The sequence below is a fragment of the Winogradskyella sp. KYW1333 genome (assembly GCF_003335675.1).
Classification (GTDB): Bacteria; Bacteroidota; Bacteroidia; order Flavobacteriales; family Flavobacteriaceae; genus Winogradskyella.
The window spans coordinates 259,072-282,680 of the sequence record NZ_QPHL01000017.1 but is presented as its reverse complement, the minus strand read 5'-3'; the positions used below and the strand labels follow the sequence as shown (position 1 = coordinate 282,680).

Annotated in this window: 24 protein-coding genes and 1 tRNA gene; 10 read left to right on the top strand and 15 right to left on the bottom strand. The window is 33.4% G+C overall.

What is annotated here, in order from left to right:
- Positions 1-701: 701 nt before the first annotated feature.
- The 4 genes from DUZ96_RS11075 to rseP all read right to left on the bottom strand — a co-directional run bounded on the left by DUZ96_RS11075 (position 702) and on the right by rseP (position 3,333).
- A complete protein-coding gene (locus DUZ96_RS11075; protein ID WP_114302004.1) occupies positions 702-1,022 on the bottom strand; it encodes a DUF2834 domain-containing protein in 321 nt (106 codons plus the stop codon).
- Positions 1,019-1,249 (bottom strand): hypothetical protein, encoded by a 231-nt coding sequence (locus DUZ96_RS11070; protein WP_114302003.1) that lies wholly within the window; start codon positions 1,247-1,249, stop codon positions 1,019-1,021. Before DUZ96_RS11070 ends, DUZ96_RS11075 begins: the two co-directional genes overlap by 4 nt.
- 574 nt (positions 1,250-1,823) lie before the next feature.
- Positions 1,824-1,897, bottom strand: a tRNA-Asn gene (locus tag DUZ96_RS11065).
- 95 nt (positions 1,898-1,992) lie between these two features.
- Positions 1,993-3,333, bottom strand: coding sequence for an RIP metalloprotease RseP (gene rseP, locus DUZ96_RS11060; RefSeq protein ID WP_114302002.1), 1,341 nt, complete (start codon positions 3,331-3,333; stop codon positions 1,993-1,995).
- A gap of 192 nt (positions 3,334-3,525) precedes the next feature.
- On the opposite strand from rseP, the gene DUZ96_RS11055 reads away from it, so the two are divergent.
- From DUZ96_RS11055 to DUZ96_RS11040, 4 genes are all read left to right on the top strand, one after another.
- Complete coding sequence (locus DUZ96_RS11055) at positions 3,526-4,200, top strand: SCO family protein (RefSeq protein WP_114302001.1); 675 nt, start codon at positions 3,526-3,528, stop codon at positions 4,198-4,200.
- An 80-nt stretch (positions 4,201-4,280) separates the two neighbouring features.
- On the top strand, positions 4,281-4,517 hold the full coding sequence (locus tag DUZ96_RS11050) for a FeoA family protein (RefSeq protein WP_114302000.1): 237 nt from the start codon (positions 4,281-4,283) through the stop codon (positions 4,515-4,517).
- Positions 4,501-6,600 (top strand): ferrous iron transport protein B, encoded by a 2,100-nt coding sequence (feoB, locus tag DUZ96_RS11045; RefSeq protein ID WP_114301999.1) that lies wholly within the window; start codon positions 4,501-4,503, stop codon positions 6,598-6,600. The genes DUZ96_RS11050 and feoB overlap by 17 nt, the downstream gene beginning before the upstream one ends.
- Positions 6,601-6,738 carry a FeoB-associated Cys-rich membrane protein gene (locus DUZ96_RS11040; RefSeq protein WP_114301998.1) on the top strand — a complete coding sequence of 46 codons (138 nt, stop codon included), beginning with the start codon at positions 6,601-6,603 and terminating at the stop codon, positions 6,736-6,738.
- A 75-nt stretch (positions 6,739-6,813) separates the two neighbouring features.
- Here the strand turns inward: DUZ96_RS11040 and DUZ96_RS11035 are convergent, their stop codons facing one another.
- The gene (locus tag DUZ96_RS11035) at positions 6,814-7,638 is read right to left on the bottom strand and encodes a ZIP family metal transporter (protein ID WP_114301997.1); all 825 of its coding nucleotides are present in this window, start codon (positions 7,636-7,638) and stop codon (positions 6,814-6,816) included.
- 1 nt (position 7,639) lies between these two features.
- Entirely contained in the window at positions 7,640-8,296 is a 657-nt protein-coding gene (locus tag DUZ96_RS11030; RefSeq protein ID WP_114301996.1) for a metal-dependent transcriptional regulator, read from the bottom strand.
- Positions 8,297-8,395: 99 nt separating this feature from the next.
- Between DUZ96_RS11030 and DUZ96_RS11025 the strand changes: the two genes are divergently transcribed.
- Entirely contained in the window at positions 8,396-10,690 is a 2,295-nt protein-coding gene (locus DUZ96_RS11025) for a TonB-dependent receptor (protein WP_114301995.1), read from the top strand.
- 5 nt (positions 10,691-10,695) lie between these two features.
- On the opposite strand, the gene DUZ96_RS11020 is transcribed toward DUZ96_RS11025, so the two are convergent.
- Genes DUZ96_RS11020 through DUZ96_RS11010 form a run of 3 tightly spaced genes read right to left on the bottom strand, consistent with a single transcriptional unit; the run spans position 10,696 to position 12,014 of the window.
- Positions 10,696-11,019 carry a TraR/DksA C4-type zinc finger protein gene (locus DUZ96_RS11020; RefSeq protein WP_114301994.1) on the bottom strand — a complete coding sequence of 108 codons (324 nt, stop codon included), beginning with the start codon at positions 11,017-11,019 and terminating at the stop codon, positions 10,696-10,698.
- A gap of 5 nt (positions 11,020-11,024) precedes the next feature.
- Entirely contained in the window at positions 11,025-11,213 is a 189-nt protein-coding gene (locus DUZ96_RS11015; RefSeq protein ID WP_114301993.1) for a hypothetical protein, read from the bottom strand.
- 9 nt (positions 11,214-11,222) lie between these two features.
- Positions 11,223-12,014 carry a TerB family tellurite resistance protein gene (locus tag DUZ96_RS11010; protein ID WP_114301992.1) on the bottom strand — a complete coding sequence of 264 codons (792 nt, stop codon included), beginning with the start codon at positions 12,012-12,014 and terminating at the stop codon, positions 11,223-11,225.
- A 118-nt stretch (positions 12,015-12,132) separates the two neighbouring features.
- Here DUZ96_RS11010 and DUZ96_RS11005 point away from each other — a divergent pair, with 118 nt between their 5' ends.
- From DUZ96_RS11005 to DUZ96_RS10995, 3 genes are all read left to right on the top strand, one after another.
- A complete protein-coding gene (locus DUZ96_RS11005; RefSeq protein ID WP_114301991.1) occupies positions 12,133-12,543 on the top strand; it encodes a BrxA/BrxB family bacilliredoxin in 411 nt (136 codons plus the stop codon).
- Positions 12,544-12,606: 63 nt separating this feature from the next.
- A complete protein-coding gene (locus DUZ96_RS11000; protein WP_114301990.1) occupies positions 12,607-13,344 on the top strand; it encodes a 1-acyl-sn-glycerol-3-phosphate acyltransferase in 738 nt (245 codons plus the stop codon).
- Positions 13,344-13,997, top strand: a complete 654-nt coding sequence (locus DUZ96_RS10995) for an HD domain-containing protein (protein ID WP_114301989.1) — start codon at positions 13,344-13,346, stop codon at positions 13,995-13,997. Before DUZ96_RS11000 ends, DUZ96_RS10995 begins: the two co-directional genes overlap by 1 nt.
- A gap of 1 nt (position 13,998) precedes the next feature.
- Here the strand turns inward: DUZ96_RS10995 and DUZ96_RS12950 are convergent, their stop codons facing one another.
- Entirely contained in the window at positions 13,999-14,172 is a 174-nt protein-coding gene (locus tag DUZ96_RS12950) for a hypothetical protein (protein WP_181855273.1), read from the bottom strand.
- Positions 14,173-14,184: 12 nt separating this feature from the next.
- Entirely contained in the window at positions 14,185-15,057 is an 873-nt protein-coding gene (locus tag DUZ96_RS10990) for an AraC family transcriptional regulator (protein WP_114301988.1), read from the bottom strand.
- A 279-nt stretch (positions 15,058-15,336) separates the two neighbouring features.
- Here DUZ96_RS10990 and DUZ96_RS10985 point away from each other — a divergent pair, with 279 nt between their 5' ends.
- Together DUZ96_RS10985 and DUZ96_RS10975 are read left to right on the top strand one after the other, a co-directional pair.
- On the top strand, positions 15,337-15,894 hold the full coding sequence (locus DUZ96_RS10985) for a hypothetical protein (RefSeq protein ID WP_114301987.1): 558 nt from the start codon (positions 15,337-15,339) through the stop codon (positions 15,892-15,894).
- Between the two features lie 356 nt (positions 15,895-16,250).
- Positions 16,251-17,675, top strand: coding sequence for a Gfo/Idh/MocA family protein (locus DUZ96_RS10975; RefSeq protein WP_114301986.1), 1,425 nt, complete (start codon positions 16,251-16,253; stop codon positions 17,673-17,675).
- Here the strand turns inward: DUZ96_RS10975 and DUZ96_RS10970 are convergent, their stop codons facing one another.
- The 4 genes from DUZ96_RS10970 to DUZ96_RS10955 are packed head-to-tail and all read right to left on the bottom strand — an operon-like array spanning position 17,676 to position 23,597.
- Positions 17,676-18,458 carry an enoyl-CoA hydratase/isomerase family protein gene (locus DUZ96_RS10970; RefSeq protein ID WP_114301985.1) on the bottom strand — a complete coding sequence of 261 codons (783 nt, stop codon included), beginning with the start codon at positions 18,456-18,458 and terminating at the stop codon, positions 17,676-17,678.
- Between the two features lie 4 nt (positions 18,459-18,462).
- The gene (locus DUZ96_RS10965) at positions 18,463-19,917 is read right to left on the bottom strand and encodes a HAMP domain-containing sensor histidine kinase (protein WP_181855272.1); all 1,455 of its coding nucleotides are present in this window, start codon (positions 19,915-19,917) and stop codon (positions 18,463-18,465) included.
- A gap of 41 nt (positions 19,918-19,958) precedes the next feature.
- A complete protein-coding gene (locus tag DUZ96_RS10960; protein WP_114301984.1) occupies positions 19,959-20,507 on the bottom strand; it encodes a CopD family protein in 549 nt (182 codons plus the stop codon).
- A 3-nt stretch (positions 20,508-20,510) separates the two neighbouring features.
- Positions 20,511-23,597 carry a VPS10 domain-containing protein gene (locus DUZ96_RS10955; protein ID WP_114301983.1) on the bottom strand — a complete coding sequence of 1,029 codons (3,087 nt, stop codon included), beginning with the start codon at positions 23,595-23,597 and terminating at the stop codon, positions 20,511-20,513.
- Between the last annotated feature and the right edge of the window lie 12 nt (positions 23,598-23,609).

Below are 23,609 nucleotides of genomic sequence, written 5' to 3'. Positions count from 1 at the left end.
TTGTTTTAAGCCTTCTGAAAAGTCGCCCCAAGTGAGTTCTCTTATTTCTTTATAAGGTATCTGTGAGCATACGATTTAGTTGTGATGTGAGACGTTTTGAAAATGGTGTTTACTTCCTAAAATTATCAGATTTAAGGAATACGAAATCTTATAAAATTCTAAAAAAATAAAATCAATTTCAGTATGTGGTGGCAATAAATTTATAACACCTTTCTCAGCTTCACAATAAGTTCAAACAAATAAAAGAGGGCATTATATCCAAAAAATATAACACCCTCTGAGCTATTAAGTCTAATTCATTAAAGAAGTAGAATTAAATAAAGTTACGAGTGTAGTCTAATTAATTATGTAACTATTGTTACATATTGAAATTATAACGCCTATTTCAGCTCCACAATAAGTCCAAATAAATAAAAGAGTACCAAACATTAATGTTTAATACTCTCTTAATACCATAACTCTTACTATTTTAAAAAAGAGTCATCTTAAAATTACAGATATTGCTTAATTAATTTTGTAACTATTGTTACATAATGAAATTATATTACTTATTTCAGCTCCACAATAAGTTTAACTTCAATATCAGTAGATTATAAAATAATTGCCATTAATTTAAGCTCTATTTTTAGCTTCAGTAAATGCCTAATAAGTATTTGTTAGTATTTCAATAATGTTGGCATATCTGATACTTCTAATATGTTTTAGTTATTCTTTTCATAATTGTCAAATAGATACAATGGTAGTGCTAATGAAAAACCAACCATAATTAAAGAAATCAAATACTTTATGAACTGATTTTTACTGATTGCTTTTACTCTTAATCTGTAAATAAGAAAAATAAGAAAAGATGTGGCTGCAATAGTTAAATCAGCTATTAAAATACTCATTGCATAATTTTGATGAATTTGTTCAAAAAATAGTGAAGTAGACCATTCCCAATTATTTGTTTCAATAAATTTAAAGATGTAATAGTAAGGATAAACTATTCCTACAATACACAATATGGCAAATACTTTTTTCATATGCTTAGATTAGAATATCTGTCAAGCCTGTGACCGTACCTAAAGGCTCTTATTTGTTTTATTCTGTTATGATTATTATGATAGGCTACCTCGACAAAAAACATATCAATTGCAAATAGATTACAACGTTCTTCATCGTCATAATAGTTATCCAAGAAAGTACCAAATTGATTGACGGTTTCCATTCCGTCTCTCATATCTAATTTATTGAACTCGTTTAAGGTCATTTGTTTCGTTTAAAGAAGTTGTTCTTCCACAAGTAAAATGCAGTAAATATGAATACTGATAAACCAATTGAAAAGTATTTGCTATATGATGCATATGTAAAATATAAAATAATAGAATACAGACATATTATTAAAGATGCAACACAAATAAAGAAGATAAAATATTTCATCTTTCGAATATAGTTAGTGTAAAAATATCATTTTTATATCTAAAAATTTACTCATAGAAATAATTAGTCCCGAAAAGTTTATTATCAATACTATTCGCATAAAAGTTACCCATCATAGAAAAATAATGCAAGCTAAATTGCAAAAGCAACTATACTTAACCAACTCCAAAAAGAAATCCGATTTTTAACTGACTCTGTGTTTTTATTAATTGATTTGACTGTGTCTGCCAAAAGTGTATCAAATGTGTGTCACTTTTATATAGGAATTAGCTACCGAAAAAATACTTATATTCAATTGTCTTGAAAATGTATTTTTGAGGTCAAAAATCGTAAAGGCCTTTTTTACAGTGTTTTGCAGATGGTTAAGAGCATAAAAAAAGCCCTACATTCTCTGTAAGGCTTAGCTCCTCAGGTTGGGCTCGAACCAACGACCCTCTGATTAACAGTCAGATGCTCTAACCAACTGAGCTACTGAGGAAGATTATCTTTTACGATAGCGAGCGCAAATATAAATTATTTTTTAATCTCTACAATATGAAATATTAATTTTTTGAGCTTACTCAACTAAATATTTTAGTTGGTTAAAGCTTTAAAAACATCATTTCCATTAGCAAATAATACGAGTGCGATTAAAATAAAGAATCCTACTATTTGTGCACGTTCTAAGAATTTCTCACTTGGCTTACGCCCAGATACCATTTCATATAATAAGAACATTACATGGCCTCCATCTAAAGCAGGAATTGGCAATAGGTTTAATATGGCTAACATTATAGATAAAAAGGCGGTTAATCCCCAAAAATAAGGCCAGCTCCATACACTCGAGAATTGATCGTATATGGCTTTGAAGCCTCCAAGACCCTTATAGGCACCTGTTTTAGGATTAAATATTGCCGCTAATTGATCGCCATAATTACTGATGGTCTTTGTGAATTTGTTCCAACCTGCTCCAAAACTTTCTCCAAATGAATAAGACTTTCTGGTTACTTCATAATAGCCTAAATCCTCAAATTTTGGATGAATTCTGAAGGGTCTCAAACCAAAGTTTCCATCATTATCCAATTCCAATTCTGTAGTTATTGTTTTATCATCTCTTAAAACCTCGGCAGTTACAGAAGTATTTTTTAATCCTCCCAAAACATTATCCAACTGATCAAAATACTTTAATTTTTTCCCATTTATTGAAGTAATAATATCTTCTTCTTTAATGTCATTGTTTGCATTAGCGGAACTGTCAGCTATTTGAGCTACCATAAATGGCACTCTATACTCAAACAAATCCTTACTTCCTGTAGATGAAAGTTGCCCTAAAAAATCTTCGGGTAAATCAATTGTTTTGGTTTCCTCTCCCCTTTTTACAGTAATTTGTTCTGCCTTAATGATATTAAGACCTATATCAGAATCATTAATTATTGGAGCGTCATTTATCGCAATAACCTTATCACCTGTTTTTAAACCTGCTTCTTCTAAAGCTGGATTCGCAATCCAATAACCGTCTTTAAGACTATCTACTTTAACTACAGAATCACCATATGCAAATGAAACAGCCACATATATAACGTAAGCCAAGATGAAATTTACAGTAACACCACCAAGCATTATTATAAGTCTCTGCCAAGCTGGTTTAGAACGGAATTCCCATGGTTGTGGCGGTTGAGCCATTTGTTCTTTATCCATGCTTTCATCAATCATTCCGGCAATTTTCACATAGCCACCAAGTGGTAACCAACCTATACCATAAACAGTGTCACCAATTTTCTTTTTAAAAAGAGAAAACTTAACATCAAAAAACAAATAGAACTTCTCCACCTTAGTTTTAAACAGCTTTGCTGGTATAAAATGCCCAAGCTCATGTAAAACAATAAGCAAAGATAAGCTGAGTAAAAATTGAGATATTTTAATTATAAATTCCATTTTGTCACTTTCAAATTTCGATTGACAAAAGTAATCTTTTCAATGCATTTAGAAAATAATTCTAAATTCAATCATTTCATTTTTAACAAGGATTTAGATTTATGTTAAAAAAAGAGCTACAAATCTGTTAAAAATATCAAAGACAACAACAATGAGTCGTACCTTTACCAAATCAATAAATAAAGGCAATTCATGTCGTTTCTTTCATTTTTTAAAGACTATAAAAAATTCGGAATTTTCTTCACAGTTTTATGTGTTGTTATTGTCATGATTATCTATAGTATCCTTAATGTAAACAAGCCATTACCAATCTATCAACCTGCAATGGTCAGTGAAGAATTAGTAGATAGTACGCTACAACACAAGGCCAAATATCATAAAATAGGAGACTTTAATTTAGTAAATCAGAATGGTGAAATAATTACACAAGAGACTTACAAGAATAAAATATATATAGCCGATTTCTTTTTTACAACCTGCCAGACTATTTGCCCTATAATGACCGATCATATGTATCAGATTCAAAGTGAAATTATAAACGATGATGATATAATGCTGTTATCCCATTCAGTAACACCAAGAATAGATACTGTTGAGCAACTTAAAAAATATGCGAAGAATAAGGGTGTTATAGATAGGAAATGGAATTTAGTAACAGGAGACAAAAAACAAATCTATGAGCTTGCTAGAAAAAGCTACCTTGCTGTAAAAACAGATGGATCTGGTGACGAGTACGACATGATTCATACAGAAAATTTTATGCTTATTGATAAAAAGCGACAGATAAGAGGTTTCTATGATGGTACAAATCCAGAAGATATTGATAGACTCTTAGAGGATATTAAAACTTTAAAAGAAGAATCTTAAATTCTTCTCAAATCCTACAACGACACATAAATTTTTAGCTTATTTTTGCTTCTTTAAAATTATTCTAAATAAGGAATTGGGTGACTTTAGCTGATTTAAAACGTGGACAACAAGGCATCATTAAAGATGTTTCATCTATTCATATCCCATTAAAACTTCTTGAAATGGGATGCTTACCTGGTAATTTAGTAGAACTAGTACAAGTTGCTCCTTTTGCAGACCCAATGTATCTTAATATTAATGGTTCACATTTAGCAATAAGAAAAGAAACTGCTATTCATATTTTAATAGAAACTGTAAATGAGCAAGCAGATTAATGTAGCGTTAATTGGAAATCCAAACACCGGTAAAACCTCAGTGTTTAACGCGCTTACAGGATTAAACCAAAAAGTAGGTAATTATCCTGGGATAACAGTAGAAAAAAAAGAGGGAATCTGTAAGCTTCCGCGTGGTGTTAAAGCCCATATTATTGATTTACCCGGTACATATAGCTTAAACGCATCTTCTTTAGACGAAAATGTAGTCATTGAGCTTTTACTCAACAAAAATGACAAAGATTTTCCTGACGTCGCGGTTGTTGTAAGTGACGTTGAAAACTTAAAACGAAATCTGTTATTATTCACCCAAATCAAAGATTTAGAAATTCCAACTATTCTCGTAATTAACATGTCTGATCGGATGGCCTATAAAGGAATCTCTTTAGACATAGAATATTTAGAAAGAGAACTACAAACAAAAATTGCCCTTATTAGTACAAGGAAAAACAAGGGAATTGATGATTTAAAAGAACTTATTACAAATTATAAAGAGCTTTCCACAAAACCTTGTCTTAATGCGTCTTCCATAGATACAAATTATTTCGAAAATTTAAGAAAAGCCTTCCCTAATCAGTTGCTATATAAACTTTGGTTAGTTATTACACAAGATGTAAACTTTGGTAAAACAAACAGAAAAACCATAGATGATGTTGCGAGTTTTAAGACCAAATCGAAAACAGATTTAAAACGCCTTCAGCAAAAAGAGACTATTAAACGCTATCAATTCATAAATGATACGCTTAAAAAAGGTCAAACTATTGATTTGGCCTCTGCTAAAGACCTCAGAATAAAACTCGATAGAATTCTAACACATAAAGTTTGGGGCTATTTAATTTTTGGTGTTATTCTCTTAACAATTTTTCAGGCAATTTACGATTGGTCGAGCGTGCCAATGGATTTTATTGATAGTGCATTTGCATTTTTAAGTGAATGGACTAAAAGTACCTTGCCAGATGGCGCTTTTACAGATTTATTGGCAGAAGGTATAATAGCAGGGCTTGGTGGTATTGTAATATTTATACCTCAAATAGCATTTTTATTTCTCTTTATTGCCATTCTCGAGGAAAGTGGCTATATGAGCCGAGTTGTATTCTTAATGGATCGCATTATGAGACGATTTGGCTTAAGTGGTAAAAGTGTGGTGCCCTTGATATCTGGTACAGCATGTGCTATCCCAGCTATTATGGCAACTCGTAATATAGAAAGTTGGAAAGAGCGATTAATAACAATCCTAGTAACACCATTTACAACCTGTTCGGCTAGATTACCAGTCTATTTAATTATAATTTCATTGGTTATACCCGAAGGAAGGTTTTTGGGACTGAGTTATCAAGCTCTAACACTAATGCTACTTTATCTCATTGGTTTTGGCGCTGCCGTAGGTTCTGCCTACATTTTAAACAAGGTTCTCAAAATTAGAAGTAAAACGTTCTTCGTTGTAGAAATGCCAAATTACAAACTTCCCTTATTAAAAAATGTTGTACTAACAGTTATTGAGAAAACGAAAGCATTCGTATTTGGTGCAGGTAAAATCATTTTAGCTATTTCTATTGTCTTGTGGTTTTTAGCTTCCTATGGACCAGGTGAGCAATTTAATAATGCAGAAAGTATTGTGACAGAACTATACGCTAATACCAACTTGAATGAAGAAGAACTCAGTCAAAAAATTGCTTCACATAAGCTAGAACATTCATTTATAGGTGTAACAGGTAGAGCAATAGAACCTATTATAAGACCACTTGGTTATGATTGGAAAATCGGAATTGCCATAGTGAGTTCCTTTGCGGCGAGAGAAGTATTTGTTGGTACCCTTGCAACTATTTACAGCGTAGGTAGTGATGAGGAAGAAACTATTAAAAACAGAATGGCTGGAGAGGTTAATCCTATTCTTGGTGGACCGCTATTTAATTTTGCTTCTGGGATATCATTATTATTATTTTATGCTTTCGCCATGCAATGTATGAGTACTCTTGCAATTGTTAAAAAAGAAACCAATTCTTGGAAATGGCCAATGTCCCAACTGATAATTATGAGTGGTTTTGCTTATCTTGTAGCATTAATAGCCTTTCAAATATTAAAATAAATGAATGCTATAATTCAATACATACTTGTTTTTTCAGCACTTACGATTGCATTAGTTTATTTGTTTAAAATATTTGTTTGGTGGCCAAAAAAGAGAACAGATAAGTCATGTGGTAATGACGATTGTGGTTGTCATTAGACCTTAATTCTAAATTAAAACAATCTGACTTAGTTCTACATAAAAGTGCCTATGGTATAATAGGAACTGAAATAATTATCCTAACCCAACATCTAATGTCATCATAAGAATGAATCCTCCAATAAAACCAAGTGTGGCGATGTCTGTATATTTATCACGTTGGGTTTCTGGTATTACTTCTTCTACAACAACAAATATCATTGCACCAGCAGCAAAGGCCAAAGCATATGGTAATATAGGTTGAAAAAAGGTCACAGCCAATGCGCCCACAACAGCAGCTATTGGTTCAACAATTGCTGACATTTGCCCATACCAAAAACTTTTAAATTTGCTCACGCCATGACGTCTTAACGGCATTGAGACAGCAAGACCCTCAGGGAAATTTTGTATACCAATCCCAAGAGCCAACGTAACAGCACCTCCAATTGTTGCTTCTGGTATTCCAGCGGCAACTCCACCAAACAATACACCCACTGCTAAACCTTCTGGTATATTGTGTAAGGCAATAGCCAAAACTAAGAGTGTTGTTCTGTGCCAAGGTGTTTTAACCCCTTCTTTTTCATCCTCTTTAAAATTAATATGTAAGTGCGGTAATATTTTATCTAATCCAAAAATAAATAAGGCGCCTAACGCAAACCCAACAGCTACAGGGATTACTTTTACAAATCCTTCTCCTTCACTCATCTCTATTCCTGGTGCCAATAAACTCCAAAAACTTGCGGCTACCATAACACCTCCTGTAAATCCTAACATACCATCTAAAAGTGCTCTGTTCATTCCTCTTACAAAAAATACCAAGGCAGCACCTACAGCAGTTAATATCCAAGTAAATAACGAAGCATAAAGTGCTCCTAAAACAGGGTCTATTGTCTCAAAATATTGAATTACATTATCTATCATATCAATGCGTTTTTACATATATATTGTTAGCAACTGTTTTTGAAATGTTGAGTTCTGAATTATGAATTACAATCGTCATTGATTCATCAAATGATTCTTTTTCTATAACTTTTATTTGAGTTCCTAAGGCTATTTTATGCTTGTCTAGGTATTTTAAAAACTCTGCCGAAGAGTCAATAACACCAACACAAGTGCATAAATCATTTAATGCAACTTTAGATAAACTAATCTTATCTAACTTAGAAATATTTCCATCCTTATCAGGTATTGGATCACCATGAGGATCATGTGTTGGGAATTCTAAAAATACATCTAATTCATTAATTAACTTAGGAGATTTAATATGCTCAAGTTGTTCGGCAACATCATGTACTTCATCCCAAGAAAAATTAAGTTTCTCTACTAAAAAAACTTCCCATAAGCGATGTTTGCGGACAACATTAGCTGCTGTTTTATTACCCTTAGCCGTTAAACTAACACCTTGATACTTTTTATAGATAATATAGTCTTTATCTGCTAATTTCTTAACCATATCAGTAACGGAAGAAGCTTTTGTTTCCATTTTATCAGCAATGGCATTTGTACTTACGGCACCACCCATTTGTCGCTCTAAATGATAAATTGCTTTTAAATAATTCTCCTCTGATAGGGTAATCATAACTATAATATTTCTACAAATATAGTTTTATTTTACTAATCCAAATATATATTTAGACATGTCTAAATTTTATTTTACCTTTGCTTCAAAAATTGAAGGATGGCTAAAAGAATTGTCTTTATCATTTTAATTATTGGCCAGTTTGTATATGGGCAAAAAGGGTTTTCAGTTTCTGGTGAAATTTCGTCAGAGGGCAATTCTATGCCATACACTAATATATATTTAGAGACTACCTCGCATGGAACCGTTAGTAATGCCGATGGGTATTATGAAATTAAAAATGTCCCAGCAAACACTTATACCATCGTTGTCTCAATGACTGGTTTTAAAACCATTAGAAAAAAAGTAACTATTGAAGGCAATACAACCCTAAACTTTAATTTAGAAACAGAGCTTTTAGATGAAATTGTAATTACTGGGACACGCACTTTTAAAAGACAAAACAATTCTGCGGTAATCGTTAATATTTTAAACAGTGAAAGCCTTAATTCACTTCAGGCCTGTAATCTTTCCGATGGATTAAAATTTCAACCTGGTTTAAGAGTTGAAACTGATTGCCAAACTTGTAACTATACGCAACTGCGTATTAATGGTCTTGGTGGTGGTTACTCTCAAATTTTAATAAACGGTCGTCCAATTTTTAGCCCACTCACGGGCTTATATGGTTTAGAACAAATACCAGTAAATATGATAGAGCGTATAGAAACCATACGTGGTGGAGGTTCATCACTATATGGTTCAAGTGCAATTGGAGGTGTCGTTAATGTAATTACTAAAATTCCTAAAAATGATAATTTTGAAGTTAACTATACCTATCAAAACATTAATAGTGGTGCAGATGACCATATGGTTACGGGCAATGCTACAGTAATTTCTAAATCAGAAAAAGCTGGAGTTTCATTATTCATCAATAACCGGAATCGTGATTTATATGACCATAATGATGATAATTTTTCAGAATTAACGAGTCTGAAGAATAACTCTTTTGGTGCAAATGCTTTCTTTTTACCATCCGAGAATCAAAAATTCGAAGTTAGTTTTAGTAAGCTCAATGAATATCGCTATGGAGGTGAGATGGTTGATAGACCATCATATTTAACACAACAAGCCGAAGAACGAACACACGATGTTGTTATGGGAAGTTTAGATTACCAAATTAACTTCAATAATGATAATAGTTCATTAATCACATATTTTGCTGGTCAACAAACAGATCGAGATCATTATACTGGTATTTTCCCAGATGATGAAGACGAAATTCAAAATCATATTGAAAATGCTCCTTATGGCACCTCAAAAACAACAACTTTGCAAGGAGGTGTGCAACTTAATCATCGGTTAAATGATTTTCTAAATGGCACCAATGTATTGACAATAGGTTCAGAATATTTGGTTGATGATGTGTTAGATGTAATTGATTCGTATAACTACAAAATAGATCAAACAACAAAAAACTTAGGGACATTTTTTCAAAGTGATTGGGAAATCACCCAAAAACTTAATCTACTTTCTGGATTTAGAGTAGACAGTAACAACCTCGTGGACAACCTAATTGTTAGTCCTCGTTTTTCTTTGTTGTATAAATCAGAATCTAACGTTCAATTACGTGCTACATGGAGCACTGGATTTAGAGCACCTCAGGCATTTGATACAGATTTACATATCGCATTTGCTGGAGGAGGTGTATCTAGAATTTCATTGGATGATGATTTGGTAGAAGAACAATCAAATAGTTTTAGCGCTTCCATAAATTATGATAAGTCCACAGAAAATTTCATTGCTGGTTTTACAGTAGAAGGTTTTTATACCAAACTTAAAGACGCTTTCTATCTTAATCCTATTGGAGAAGATGAATTTGGTCAACGATTTGAGAAACAAAATGGTGATGCTGCAGTAGTACAAGGTATTACTATCGAAACAAGAGCAAACTATAAAAGAAAAATGCAACTAGAAGCCGGTTTTACACTACAGACAAGTGAGTTTAGTACGGCAGTTGAAACTATTGAAGGTTTAACACCAAGACGAGAATTCTTGAGAACTCCGAATAAATATGGTTTTGCCACATTAAGTTATATACCCAACAACAAATTTAATACAAATTTAAACTACGTTTATACTGGTGATATGCTTATAGCCCATTTTGCTGGTGCACCAGAACAAACAGTTAATGAATATAAAACAACGCTATCATTTCATGAGTTTAGTTGGCGAACAAGTTACCGTTTTGATATCGATAATATAGGTGCTGGTCTTGAAGTTTTTGGAGGAATTAAAAATATATTCAATGCTTATCAAGATGATTTTGATACCGGTAAGAACAGAGATAGTAATTATGTCTATGGACCAGGAATGCCAAGAACATTCTTTATTGGACTAAGAATTTTATCATTATAAATTTATTATCTGGCACAATTAACGCAAAGCAAGCTTTGGGGTCTAATGAGAATTCTACCTATTGGAATTTGGTTTTTACATTTTACACAAATCCCAAAATTTGGGGTCCCAACGTTTTCTAATACACGTTTTAAATTGCTGAGTTTAACCTCCACCTGACGCAATGAGTTTTCATTTACGCTTTTGTTATTGATAGCATCCATTCTACTCACTCTACCAATTGCATCACTAGGAGAAATAGGCTTAGTTAGATTTCGTAGGTCTTTAATCTTTCTCTCTGTGACACTAATCTCCTCCTCTATTTTAGATATTAATTCGTCTTCATTCATAAGATCTAATTTAAATGCTCTGAATTGACTTCGTTAAGGCTATCATCTACCATTTCAACATCTTGTTTGTTAAAACTACTCGGATGTTCTAAAATTCCCAATTTAGAATCTGGATTTCCCTTTGTGTTTATTGTAAGCTTTATAATTACAAAGGCAAAAACAAAAATGAATATGGTGCCAAATACCCAAATCATATGATAAGATTATTTAAAGCCTCTTTCCTTTTGGATATGCTCGTATGCTTCTTGGACTTGTCTAAACTTTTCCTCTGCACCTTCTTGGTGTTCTTTTCCTAAGTGACCTACGCGGTCTGGGTGGTACTTTTTAGCCATTTTCCTGTAAGCTTTTTTAACGGCATCATCAGAAACTGACTTATCTATCTCAAGTATTTTATAGGCATTATCAATACTGTTATAAAACATTGCCTTAATACTTTCGTAATCCTTATTACTTATTCCTAAATGCCCAGATATAGTGTAAATTTCTTTTATTTCTCTTTCGGTAACATGACCATCTGCTTTGGCTATACCAAATAAAAAATGTAATAACTGCAAACGCGAGGCATGATCCATCATCTGTTTAATCTGTAAACATACTTGACGCTTAGATACATTCTGTTTGGTAATTCGCTTAAACAAATCAAAGGCATGGTTAGCACGTTCTTTACCATACATATTTCTGAATTGCTGACGCACAAAATCTAACTCACGCTGATCTTGTTTACCATCAGCCTTTATGATAATTGAAGCCAAAATAAGTAGACTTACCTCAAAATCTCCTGACTGTGTTTTAGGCCGTCTGCGTTGCTTATCATAATTAGGCATCCTTCTGTAAGGATCACGCCTTTTTTGTCCTGTTTGTCTTTCACCAATGAGAGGACTACCAGCATCTGCCATGTTATCAACAAAACTCCCTATTGCCAATCCAATTATAGCACCTATTGGGCCACCAAATGACCACCCAATTGCTCCTCCTATCCATTTTGCAAAACTCATTTTTACTATAGTTTTTATGAATACATAAATATACTATTTGTTAGTGTATGCGATTAACTATTTGTTACACATTTGGTATCTTTGCAAAACTAAAAAGTGTTAATTAAAAAATTATAATATGTATCCAGCAGAACTAGTGAAACCAATGCGAGAAGATTTAACAAACGTTGGTTTTGAAGAATTACATACAACAGATGCTGTAGAAAGTGCATTAGCAAAAGAAGGAACGACATTAGTAGTTATAAATTCTGTTTGTGGTTGTGCCGCAGCTAATGCAAGACCAGGAGCAAGCATGAGCTTACAAAATACAAAGCGTCCTGACCATTTAGTTACTGTATTTGCAGGTGTAGATAAAGAGGCTACGGATAAAGCAAGAGAATTTATGATTCCATTTCCACCAAGTTCACCAAGTATGGCATTATTTAAAGACGGAGAATTGGTGCATATGTTAGAGCGTCATCATATTGAAGGAAGACCTGCAGAATTAATTGCAGAAAATCTAATGGATGCTTATAACGATCATTGTTAGTTCCATAAATAAGAAGTATTTAAAAAAACCACGATTTTTATCGTGGTTTTTTAATTTTGTACCATGCAAAAAATAATTGCCTATCCTATTACAGTAATTTACTTCATTTTTTTTGGGTTAACTTTAGTTGTATTTCATCCAATACAATGGTTTTGTAACAATATTTTTGGATATAAAGCCCACAAAATAAGTGTAGACTTTCTTCAGTTTTTCCTGTTAAGATGTCTTAATATTTTAGGAACTAGATTTACTTTTAATAATCCTCATCAAATTAATAAGGGTATTCCCTTAATACTTGTTACAAATCATCAGAGCATGTATGATATCCCGCCACTAATTTGGTATCTGCGACAACATCATGTAAAGTTTATCAGCAAAAAAGAATTAGGCAAAGGGATTCCTAGTGTTTCTTATAATCTAAGGCATGGTGGATCTGTTCTCATTGATAGAAAAAATGCTTTAGGTTCAATAAAAGCAATCGAAGAATTTGCACAGCGGGTTGAAAAAAATAAATGGGCTGCGGTAATATTTCCTGAAGGAACCAGAAGTAGAGATGGCAATCCTAAACCATTTAAAACAAAAGGTTTGATAACCATGTTTAATCACATGCCAAGTGCACTGGTCGTTCCTATTACCATAAACAATTCATGGAAAACCTTAAGATATGGTAAATTTCCAATGGGTATTGGTGCTAACATTAAATATACTGTTCATAAACCCATTAAACTGAGTGAGCAATTGGATCATTTGAAGTTAATACCGGAAATTGAAAAAACCATAACATCACATATTATAGTTTAATGAATGTTGAATTAATTGAAAAGACAAAGAATTTCGTTAAGTCAGAATTAATGCATGCCGAAGGAGGCCATGATTGGTTTCATACCGAACGTGTTTTTAATAATGCTTTACATATTGCAAAACAAGAAAATGTTAATATAGAGATTGTTGCCTTAGCATCATTATTGCATGATATTGCAGATTCTAAATTTCATGAAGGTGACGAGACCATTGGCCCTAAAAAAGCTAGTACATTCCTAATTAAAAATAATGTCGATAGTGTGGTTATAGAGCATGTTATAAACATTATAAAAAACATGTCATTCAAAAACACTTTTGAAAAAGGATTTCAGTTTACCTCAAAAGAAATGGAAGTCGTGCAAGATGCAGATAGGTTAGATGCTATTGGAGCCATTGGAATAGCCAGATGTTTTAACTATGGTGGGTTTAAAAACAGAGCTATTTACAATCCTGAAATTAAGCCAAACCTCAATATGAGTAAAGCAGAATACAAAAATTCTTCTGCCCCTACCATTAATCATTTTTATGAAAAATTGTTATTGCTAAAAGACCAAATGAACACAAAAACAGGAAAGCAAATAGCCTCAGATAGACATAATTATATGGAAGAGTTTTTAACCCGATTTTATAGTGAATGGAACGGGAAATTATAAATTAATTGGTTTTTGCAATCTCAAGTGCAGTTAATTTATATTCAATTATAGCCATTTCTTCACCCAATTTAATTAACTCATCAGCACTTACATTGTTTCTTTTATTAACCTTGTCTAGAATTTTCTGCCCCTTGGAAGTGTAATATTCTATTGCCAAATCTATTTTCTTGTCCATACTTAAATTCTTTTATTGCACCATCAATTTTAGTTCACCTCTATATTTGGATGCACTTTTACCAGTGAATTCCTTGAATAACTTATTAAAATGAGAAAAATTATTAAACCCGCACTCATAACAAATATCTGTAATACTCATTTGACTTTCTGACAACAATTTTGTGGCATGAACCACTCGATACTCATTTACTAACTTGGTAAAAGTCTTCCCTGTCACCTTTTTAAAATATCTACAAAAAGCAGGTACTGTCATACTAACTTTATCAGCTATTTCATCTAAACTAATGTGCTCCTTGAAATTATCATTTATATGATTAAAAATAATATCTATTTTGGCACTATCTTGAGGTTCTGTTTCAAAAGCATACCCATCTGCATTAAGAATCACATAGTCTTCGGACTTTGCTAATCCATGCAAAATCTCAAGTAAAAGCAATATTTTTTTAAATCCCTCTTTCTCAGAAAGCTTTTCAATTCTTTTACCGAATTTTTGTTTTGTTTTAACACCGAATAGTATGCCACTCTTCGCACGATCAAACAAATTACTGATAGCTTCCATCTCTGGTACATCAAAAAAGTGCTGTCCTAAAAACTCTTCTCTAAACTGTACAATAGTTTCTGTTCCACTAATAGTCAATCTATCCGTAAATCCATTATGTGGTAGATTAGAACCAATTAATAGTAACTGGCTATTATTAAAGTATGATAAATGATTACCTATATGGCGCTTACCTTTCCCTTTATTTACGTAAACTAATTCAATTTCTGGATGGAAATGCCAAAATGGTTTTTTTTTGCCGAGGTAAGTTTCATGTTTAATTACACGCATGGAACTCCCAAATTCTGGACTTATCTTCTCTAAAGTAGGTTTTCTTGTCTTCACAATTTTTTAATTAATACAAAATTAGGTGTAACACAAAAACAAAATGTATACACAATTATCAATAATATATACTATTTTAACCCAATTTCTACACAAAAACAATTATAAGGTTAATTTTGAATATAAATATGCCAATATTCTTGTTTTCTGCACTAAGCATCTCAAATACCTTTGTATCGTTAAATCCTAAGAACTGATTTATAAACAATTTTCAACAACTTATAAAAACGATAAAAGAAAATTTAATTATTCAGTTTAACCCCAAAAAAGATGAAACAGATGAAAAATTTATTAAAGGGAATTTTAGTAGTAGCAGTGATGTTTGGAACATACACAAGCTACGCAAGTGAGAAAACAGACAAAATACCGACTTACCATTTTATAAATGAAGGAAGTAAGATTTCTGTTTACGATGAATCAGGTAATACTATTTATTCAGGTACGGTTAAATACAATGGAAATCTAACTAGGCTGTACGATTTTACCCAACTATCAAATGGAATATATACTATTGAAATCAACAAGGATTTTGAAATTGAGTTGACCTCAATTATAGTGAAGAATAAGGAAGTAACTTTTAGCTCAAATGCTAAAGAAAAGATATTTAAACCAGTTTTTAGAAATGAAGATTCTAGAATTATAATTTCTAAGCTTGGAATAGATACAAATGAAATGAAGGTGAACCTTTATTTTGAAGATAATTTAATCTACTCTGATACTATTAAAGGTAATCAAGTATTAAATGGAGTATACAGATTAGATGAAACTTTATCAGGAGATTATACTGCTGTTGTTAAGTTTAACAACCGCGTGTTCACCGAGAGATTTAGAATATAGATTGTTGTTTATATATTAGTTATTATTTAGTGAGAAGTGGACTTAAGTCCACTTCTTTTTTTAAAATAATTTGAGTTGATTGGTTTTATAATTTTCATGCAAAGCATCATTCAGTTTGGGTATAGACCTTCCTTTAAAATATTTTGCTTTGGCCAACTTAACTGTGTCATTTATTTGTTTCGCGATTTGACCCTCACCTCTCATTCTAATTCCAAAACGGCTTTCATTAAGACTACCACCATGACAGTCTTCAATTTGATTTAGAACAGAATCTTTTTTTCACTCTAAATGTACTTTCGTAATTTATTGAATTTTGTTGTACCTTCATGTGGTACTAACCAACAAAATTTGTTTTTATGAAGCGAAGAAAATTCATCAAAAAAACTGCAGGTGCAACTGTAGCTTTTTCCATTGTTCCTAGTTATGTTTTAGGTAAAAATCATGTACCACCAAGTGATACTCTGTACGTAGCTTCTATTGGTGTTGGTGGTCGTGGTGCAGGAATCGTAAAAGGTCTTAGCTCTAACAAAAATGTAAAGTTTGTGGCACTATGCGATGTAGATGATAAGTTGGCTGAAGGGAGTTATAAAATGCACCCAAAGACAAAGAAGTATAAGGATTTTAGAAAGTTATATGACAATCATATAAATGAGATTGATGCATTTACCGTTGGCACCCCTGACCATACACATGCTGTAATTGCATTGCCATTTATGAGGGCAAAAAAACATGCATATGTAGAAAAACCACTCACCCACAATATACATGAAGCTCGTCTTATGGCCAATATTGCCAAAGAAACTGGCATAGTGACTCAAATGGGTAATCAAGGAAGTTCGAGTGATGGAATTAGAGAAGCACAAGAGTGGATAGATTCAGGTGTTATTGGAACTATCGAAAAAGTGGACTGCTGGACAAACAGACCCGTTTGGCCACAAGGGTTAAGAAATATTAATGAAGGTGAGCCCGTACCGTCACATCTTGATTGGGATCTTTGGTTAGGACCAGCTCAAAATAGACCGTATCATTCTGCTTATTTACCTTTTAAGTGGAGAGGATGGTGGGATTTTGGAACTGGTGGTCTTGGTGATATGGGTTGCCATATCATGGAAACACCGTTCAGAACTTTGGGTCTTGGTTATCCAAATGAAGCTGAAGCAAGTTGCACTACAGTTTGGGCTGGTGACTTTGTAGAGGCCAATTATAACAAAGCCTGTCCACCTTCTTCTATTGTTAGATTGAAATTTGATACTGAAAAACATGGCCAGGTTAATTTAAACTGGTATGATGGTGGCATAATGCCAGATTTACCAGATGAATTAAAAGACGGTGAGTTTATTGGTAACTGGAGTGGCGGTAGTGTTTTTTACGGCACTAAAGGTATGTTGGTTACGGATTGTTACTCAGGTAATCCGAGACTATTACCAAGTAGTACCATGAATTACTTCAAAAAACCGGAACCAACCTTACCACGAATTAAAAATGGATTAAACGGTCATATAGACAATTGGGTTGAAGCTTGTCTATCAGGTATTAAAACATCATCACCATTTGAATATGCCGGACCACTTACTGAGTCTGTTTTAATGGGTAATCTTGCCATAAAAGCATTTCAGTATAAAGTTTTAAAAGATGGCAAAAAACCAACTGATTGGGCACCTTTTGATTATCCTGGAAGAAGAAAACTTCTTTGGGATGGTGAAGCTATGAAAGTTACCAACTATGAAAAAGCTAATGAATGGGTAACACGTGATTACAGAAAAGGTTGGGAAGTTAAATAACTAAGCTCCTGGGAAATTTGCCTTACGTTTTTCTAAAAATGCCGTAGTACCTTCAGTAAAATCTTCTGTACCGAAACAATTGCCAAAGGACTCTATTTCCACGTCAAAACCATTGACGCCATCCTCATAATTTGCATTTATCGCTCTAATTGCTTCTGCAATAGCTACTGATGAATTACGCATTATTTTACCTGCTATTTTTTCGCATAATGGCAACAACTCCTCTTGCGGAACAACATGATTTACAAGTCCGTAATTTAATGCTTGATTTGCATCAATCATACCTGCTGTCATAACTATTTCCATTGCTCTTCCCTTGCCCACAAGTTGTGGTAAGCGCTGTGTACCACCATAGCCTGGTATTACTCCTAGAGAAACTTCAGGTAATCCCATTTTAGCATTATCACTTGCTACTCTAAAATGACAAGCCATAGCCAACTCTAACCCACCACCAAGGGCAAAACCATTTACAGCAGCAATTACTGGTGTGCTAAGATGCTCTACAAAATCAAATAGTAAAGCTTGACCTTGGGCTGCTAGTTTACCTCCTTCTTCAACATTGAAATCGGCAAATTCACTTATATCAGCTCCTGCAACAAAGGCTTTTTCACCACTACCAGTGATAATAATAACCTTGGTGGCAGAGTCATTATTTGCTTTATTAAAAGCCTCGTGCAACTCTTGAATTGTTGATTTGTTTAAGGCATTTAATTTATTTGATCTATTAATAGTAATAGTAGTTATCCCATTTGAAGATTGGGAAAGTATATTTGAATAGCTCATAGTATTATTCTTTAGGAAATGAAACTGTAAATGTAGTTCCCTTTCCAAATTGAGATGTAAAGTTAATACTTCCGTTGAAGGTTTCCACAATATTTTTTACCATAGCTAAACCAAGACCCATACCACTGGTTTTAGTAGTGAACTTTGGTTCAAAAATTTTGGATTTGGTTTCTTCGGTAATACCACTACCATTATCCTCTACAGTAATTTTCACCTCTTCGTCTTCAGAGAACACCCTCACATTTATTATAGGATTCTCAATATCGCTAGGTATCGCTTGAATACTGTTTTTAACCAAATTTGTAACTACTCGGATTAACTGGTTTCTATCAAACTTTGCAATAATCTCATCTGATTCTGCTTCAAAAGTAATATAGCCTTCATTAAAAATATCTAATGCCAATTTTACTATGCTTACAACATTAAGTTTTTCACTTTTCTGGGCAGGCATTTTAGCAAAATTCGAAAAGGCTGAAGCTATTGAACTCATTGTGTCAATTTGCTGAATCAATGTCTTACTGTATTCATCAACTTTTTGATTAATGCCCTCATCATTTGGGTCAAACTGACGTTGAAAACTCTGAACACTTAAACGCATTGGTGTAAGTGGATTTTTAATTTCATGAGCTACTTGCTTTGCCATTTCGCGCCATGCCTGTTCACGCTCACTAGTGGCCAATTTTACAGCACTTGCTTCCAGCTCATCAATCATACCGTTGTATGAATTTACAAGGGTTTCTATTTCTTCGCTAGAACTTTTAATCTCAATCTTTTTGTTTCGTTTTTCTAAACGTAATTCATTCATTTTATCACTAATTGTTTTTAGTGATTTGGTTATGTATTTAGATATGAAATAGGCAAAAACAATAGCAGCTAATATCATAGCCAAATAGGCATAACTTAGGCGAAGTAAAAACTCATTCAATTCCCTATTTAGAAAGTCATCATTCTCTAAATAAGGTAGGTTTAAGATGGCTAAATTCTTAAACTTTTCATCCGTGATATATGAATATGACGATTGGAATGTCTGTCCATTTTCTTGAATTTTAACCACATGTCTGTGTTCTACAGTATTGGCTAATGCATTAAGGATTTCTGCATCTATACAAATTTCTGTAGTGTCCCTTTGAATTGTGCGCTTTGAGCTTTTAAGTAATTGTCCTTCGAGATCATAAAGATTTATTTGAAGGTTATGAATTGCATCTATATCAAAAATTTCATCCTTAAAAATCAGAGGTATGTTTTCTGTAGTAACTGGATAGGTGGTTTCCTTAATTGCAAAATTAATACTCTGCCTAATTGCCTTTTCCTTACGCTCTAAACGCTCTTTGTGATAATCTTTAGCCTCTTCATTATATTGGTAAATTGTAACGGCAGCAATTAGAATAGATGCTAATAATACAAGAAGTATCATGGCAATGAATATTCTAGATCTTAAAGAGAGTTTTTTAATCTTCATTAGTGATTATAATGCACTAAATATAGCAATAATCAAGCCAATTATGCGTCTGGGTTTTTTGCTCTGATATTTTTATAAATTCTAAATCCTAGCATTATTAATATTCCCAAAACCACTAATCCAATTATTCCGAAAATCCAATTAATTGTACTTTTTAAAATAACAAGAAAGACCACTGCAAATAATATAAATGTCGCACCTTCATTCCAGATGCGCATAAAGTTAGAACTCACCATTACCTCATCTCTTTGCAATTGTTTATAGTAGAAATGCGTTTTAAAATGATAAACAAAAAGTAAACCCACGAAGGTGAGCTTAACATGCATCCAACCTTGTTGAAACCAACTTGGCATTAAAATCATCAGCCAAATTGCGAATAAAGTGGATAAAATTGCTGAAGGCCAAGTAATAATAAACCAAAGGCGCTTGGCCATAAGTTTAAGTTGTTTACCCAATATTTCTTTATCTGGAGAGGGTTTATGGAATGCTTCTATCTGATATACAAATAAACGCGGTATATAAAACAAACCAGCAAACCAGGTGATGACAAAAATGAGATGTAGTGATTTTATATAATTGTAATACTCCATTTATTAATCCTCAATAAATAAATAGTTTAAATTCAAACCGTTAAACGCTTCATTAAATTCTTTTACCTCACTTTTAATAAGGTCATTAAATGTATTTAACTGTTTTTCTATTTTTTCAGTAAGCTCATTTTTTACGGCTATATCTTGCTCAGTCGGCGCAAAATCTCCCATTCTAACTAAAGAATTGAGGTGTCCTAACTTATTTGTAAGTCTTATTGGAAAGTTTAATGGGTCTTGGCCACTTCTGTTTTGCGTCTGGTATAACGCCTTTTCAATAACTGATAATTGCTCTGCCAAGGTTTTTGCTTTTTTAAGCAATTCTACAACATTATCATCTCCTTTATATTGTTTTTGAAACGCACTTAGCTGTGTATTAATATTTCTAATCTTCTTTATGGATTTGTGTGCTTCATCCATTGTCTTATTGACATCCTTTATAAAATCAAATTGAGTTTGCATATCTTCCAATGTGCTCTCAGCACGAGGATCTGCCAGTATTGTAAATGGTTGAGATTGCTCCTCTCCATTAACGTTTAGACTCACTATATAATTTCCAGGTACCGCTCTTGGTCCTTCTAAACTCGCCCACCATAAGATCATTCCCTTTAACCGTTCTGCGCCATCATAAGTCATATTCCAAACAAATTGATTCGCCCCTTTTTTGACGCTTAACTTGTCTTTTTTACTCACATTTGAAAATGTTTTAATCGTATCTCCTTTCTTATCAAAATAGGTAAGAGATATTTTATCATCCTCATTTACATCCTTTAAATTAAAATAGGTTATAACACCATTAGGATGGTTTGTCCCTGCAGTCTTACTCCCCTTTGTACTGCTACCACGCATTCTATAGGTGTCCTTTGGTTTAAACAAATGATTCCCTTTTACCTCATTATTAAAAAGCTGATGTATAACGGAAAGGTCATCTATCATCCAAAGGCTTCTTCCCTGAGTAGCTACAATAAGGTTATTGTCCTTAATTGTTAAATCTGTGATTGGTACAATTGGTAAATTTAATTGAAAAGGTTTCCATTCCTTACCGTCATTAAATGAAATATACATTCCTGTTTCAGTTCCTGCATATAATAACCCCTTTTGTTTTGGATCTTCCCTCAATACCCTCGTAAAGTGTTCTTCATTAATTCCGTTGGTTATTTTCTTCCAAGACTTACCATAGTCAGTTGTTTTATATAAATATGGCGCAAAATCTCCGGTTTTGTACTTTGTACCAGCAACATAGCAAGTCCCCTCATCAAACGCACTTGGTTCAATACTATTAATCATCATCCACTCTGGCATACCTTTTGGCGTAACATTATCCCAAGTCTTACCTCCATCTTGAGTAACATGGATTAAGCCATCATCACTACCTACCCATAACAACCCTTCTTTAAGCGGAGACTCCTGAGCGGCAAAAATAGTACAGTAGTATTCTACCGAAGTATTATCTTGAGTAATAGGTCCACCAGAAGATTTTAATTTTTCTGGATCATTTCTTGTTAAATCAGGACTAATAATATCCCAAGATTGACCTTCATTTTCTGTAACATGAACATGTTGTGAGAAAGTATATAATCTATCCGGATTGTGTTTTGAAAATACTATTGGGAAGTTCCACTGAAATCTGTATTTCATTCCTTCAGCTCCATGACCCATAGGATTATCTGGCCAAACATTTACAGCTCTTACGGTACCTGTCTTATGATTCACCCTAGTTAGAAATCCATCATAGCTACCACCATAAACAATATCATTATCTTCAGGATCTACTGCAATATGGGCAGACTCACCTCCAGCCGTGCTTTCCCAGTCATCTTCTGAAATTGATCTACCATCTGTTCTATGTGGTATTCTAATTGTAGAATTATCTTGTTGTGCCACATAAATCCTGTAAGGAAATGCGTTGTCTGTGGTTACTCGATAAAATTGAGAAGTTGGTTGGTTGTGATATGTGCTCCAAGTTTCAGCCCCATCGTAAGTAACCTGTGCCCCACCATCATCTCCAATTATCATTCTATTTGGGTCTTCCGGAGCAATCCATAAATCATGGTGATCACCATGTGGCGCTCGATAGTTCCCAAAGGTTCTTCCTCCATCTGTACTCTTATGATAGCTTACGTTTAGTACATAAACAGTATTGACATCTTTGGTGTCTGCATAAACTCTTGTGTAATACCAAGCACGTTGTCTTAATTTTCGTTCACTATTTACTTGATTCCAAGATTCTCCACCATCATCACTTCTATAAAGACCTCCTTTGTCTTTGTTTTCTACAATTGCCCAAACACGTTGACTGTTTACGGGAGAAACCGTTACTCCTATAATTCCTAAAATACCTTCAGGAAATCCTTTGTTTGTTGAAATTTCAGTCCAGGTTTCACCACTATCTGTACTCTTCCAAAGCGCTGAGCCATCACCTCCCGAACTTAAACTATATGGAGTACGTTGTACCCTCCAGGTTGATGCGTATAAAATTCTAGGATTCGTTGGGTCAATTTGTAAATCTACAACACCTGAATGTGCATTCGAAAACAATACTTTGCGCCAAGATTTTCCACCATCTGTACTTTTATAAACACCTCTCTCCTGTGTTGGCTTATAAATATTACCCATTACACCAGCATACACAATATTATGGTTAGTAGGATGAATTGCAATTCTTGGTATATGCCTTGATTTTTCTAAACCTGATTTCGACCAAGTTTTACCGGCATCTACACTTTTCCAGACACCATAACCAGAGGATACATTACCTCGTACAGTTTTTTCGCCACCACCAACATAAATTACATTAGGATCACTCTTAGCAACGGTAATTGATCCTATACTGCCACCAAAGTAACCATCCGAAATATTTTCCCATTGACGACCTCCATCAGTTGTTTTCCATATTCCACCACCAGCCGCACCAAAATAATAGAGATTCGGTTGATTAGGAACTCCAGTAACTGCTGCGCTTCTACCACCTCTAAACGGTCCAACAAGCCTGTACTCTAATGCAGAATAATCAGATTCTTGGATGTCTTGTGATTGAATGTTTAAACTAAAAAATGATAACAGTAAAACTGCAAAAAACGAAGAAACTTTCATTGTAAAAAAGGT

Bases quoted from the DNA above. Each gene is read 5' to 3' on its own strand.
- DUZ96_RS11075 (WP_114302004.1), bottom strand. From the start codon at position 1,022: ATGAAAAAAGTATTTGCCATATTGTGTATTGTAGGAATAGTTTATCCT.
- DUZ96_RS11070 (WP_114302003.1), bottom strand. From the start codon at position 1,249: ATGACCTTAAACGAGTTCAATAAATTAGATATGAGAGACGGAATGGAA.
- rseP (WP_114302002.1), bottom strand. From the start codon at position 3,333: ATGGAATTTATAATTAAAATATCTCAATTTTTACTCAGCTTATCTTTG.
- DUZ96_RS11055 (WP_114302001.1), top strand. From the start codon at position 3,526: ATGTCGTTTCTTTCATTTTTTAAAGACTATAAAAAATTCGGAATTTTC.
- feoB (WP_114301999.1), top strand. From the start codon at position 4,501: ATGAGCAAGCAGATTAATGTAGCGTTAATTGGAAATCCAAACACCGGT.
- DUZ96_RS11040 (WP_114301998.1), top strand. From the start codon at position 6,601: ATGAATGCTATAATTCAATACATACTTGTTTTTTCAGCACTTACGATT.
- DUZ96_RS11035 (WP_114301997.1), bottom strand. From the start codon at position 7,638: ATGATAGATAATGTAATTCAATATTTTGAGACAATAGACCCTGTTTTA.
- DUZ96_RS11030 (WP_114301996.1), bottom strand. From the start codon at position 8,296: ATGATTACCCTATCAGAGGAGAATTATTTAAAAGCAATTTATCATTTA.
- DUZ96_RS11025 (WP_114301995.1), top strand. From the start codon at position 8,396: ATGGCTAAAAGAATTGTCTTTATCATTTTAATTATTGGCCAGTTTGTA.
- DUZ96_RS11020 (WP_114301994.1), bottom strand. From the start codon at position 11,019: ATGAATGAAGACGAATTAATATCTAAAATAGAGGAGGAGATTAGTGTC.
- DUZ96_RS11015 (WP_114301993.1), bottom strand. From the start codon at position 11,213: ATGATTTGGGTATTTGGCACCATATTCATTTTTGTTTTTGCCTTTGTA.
- DUZ96_RS11010 (WP_114301992.1), bottom strand. From the start codon at position 12,014: ATGAGTTTTGCAAAATGGATAGGAGGAGCAATTGGGTGGTCATTTGGT.
- DUZ96_RS11005 (WP_114301991.1), top strand. From the start codon at position 12,133: ATGTATCCAGCAGAACTAGTGAAACCAATGCGAGAAGATTTAACAAAC.
- DUZ96_RS11000 (WP_114301990.1), top strand. From the start codon at position 12,607: ATGCAAAAAATAATTGCCTATCCTATTACAGTAATTTACTTCATTTTT.
- DUZ96_RS10995 (WP_114301989.1), top strand. From the start codon at position 13,344: ATGAATGTTGAATTAATTGAAAAGACAAAGAATTTCGTTAAGTCAGAA.
- DUZ96_RS12950 (WP_181855273.1), bottom strand. From the start codon at position 14,172: ATGGACAAGAAAATAGATTTGGCAATAGAATATTACACTTCCAAGGGG.
- DUZ96_RS10985 (WP_114301987.1), top strand. From the start codon at position 15,337: ATGAAAAATTTATTAAAGGGAATTTTAGTAGTAGCAGTGATGTTTGGA.
- DUZ96_RS10975 (WP_114301986.1), top strand. From the start codon at position 16,251: ATGAAGCGAAGAAAATTCATCAAAAAAACTGCAGGTGCAACTGTAGCT.
- DUZ96_RS10970 (WP_114301985.1), bottom strand. From the start codon at position 18,458: ATGAGCTATTCAAATATACTTTCCCAATCTTCAAATGGGATAACTACT.
- DUZ96_RS10965 (WP_181855272.1), bottom strand. From the start codon at position 19,917: ATGAAGATTAAAAAACTCTCTTTAAGATCTAGAATATTCATTGCCATG.
- DUZ96_RS10960 (WP_114301984.1), bottom strand. From the start codon at position 20,507: ATGGAGTATTACAATTATATAAAATCACTACATCTCATTTTTGTCATC.
- DUZ96_RS10955 (WP_114301983.1), bottom strand. From the start codon at position 23,597: ATGAAAGTTTCTTCGTTTTTTGCAGTTTTACTGTTATCATTTTTTAGT.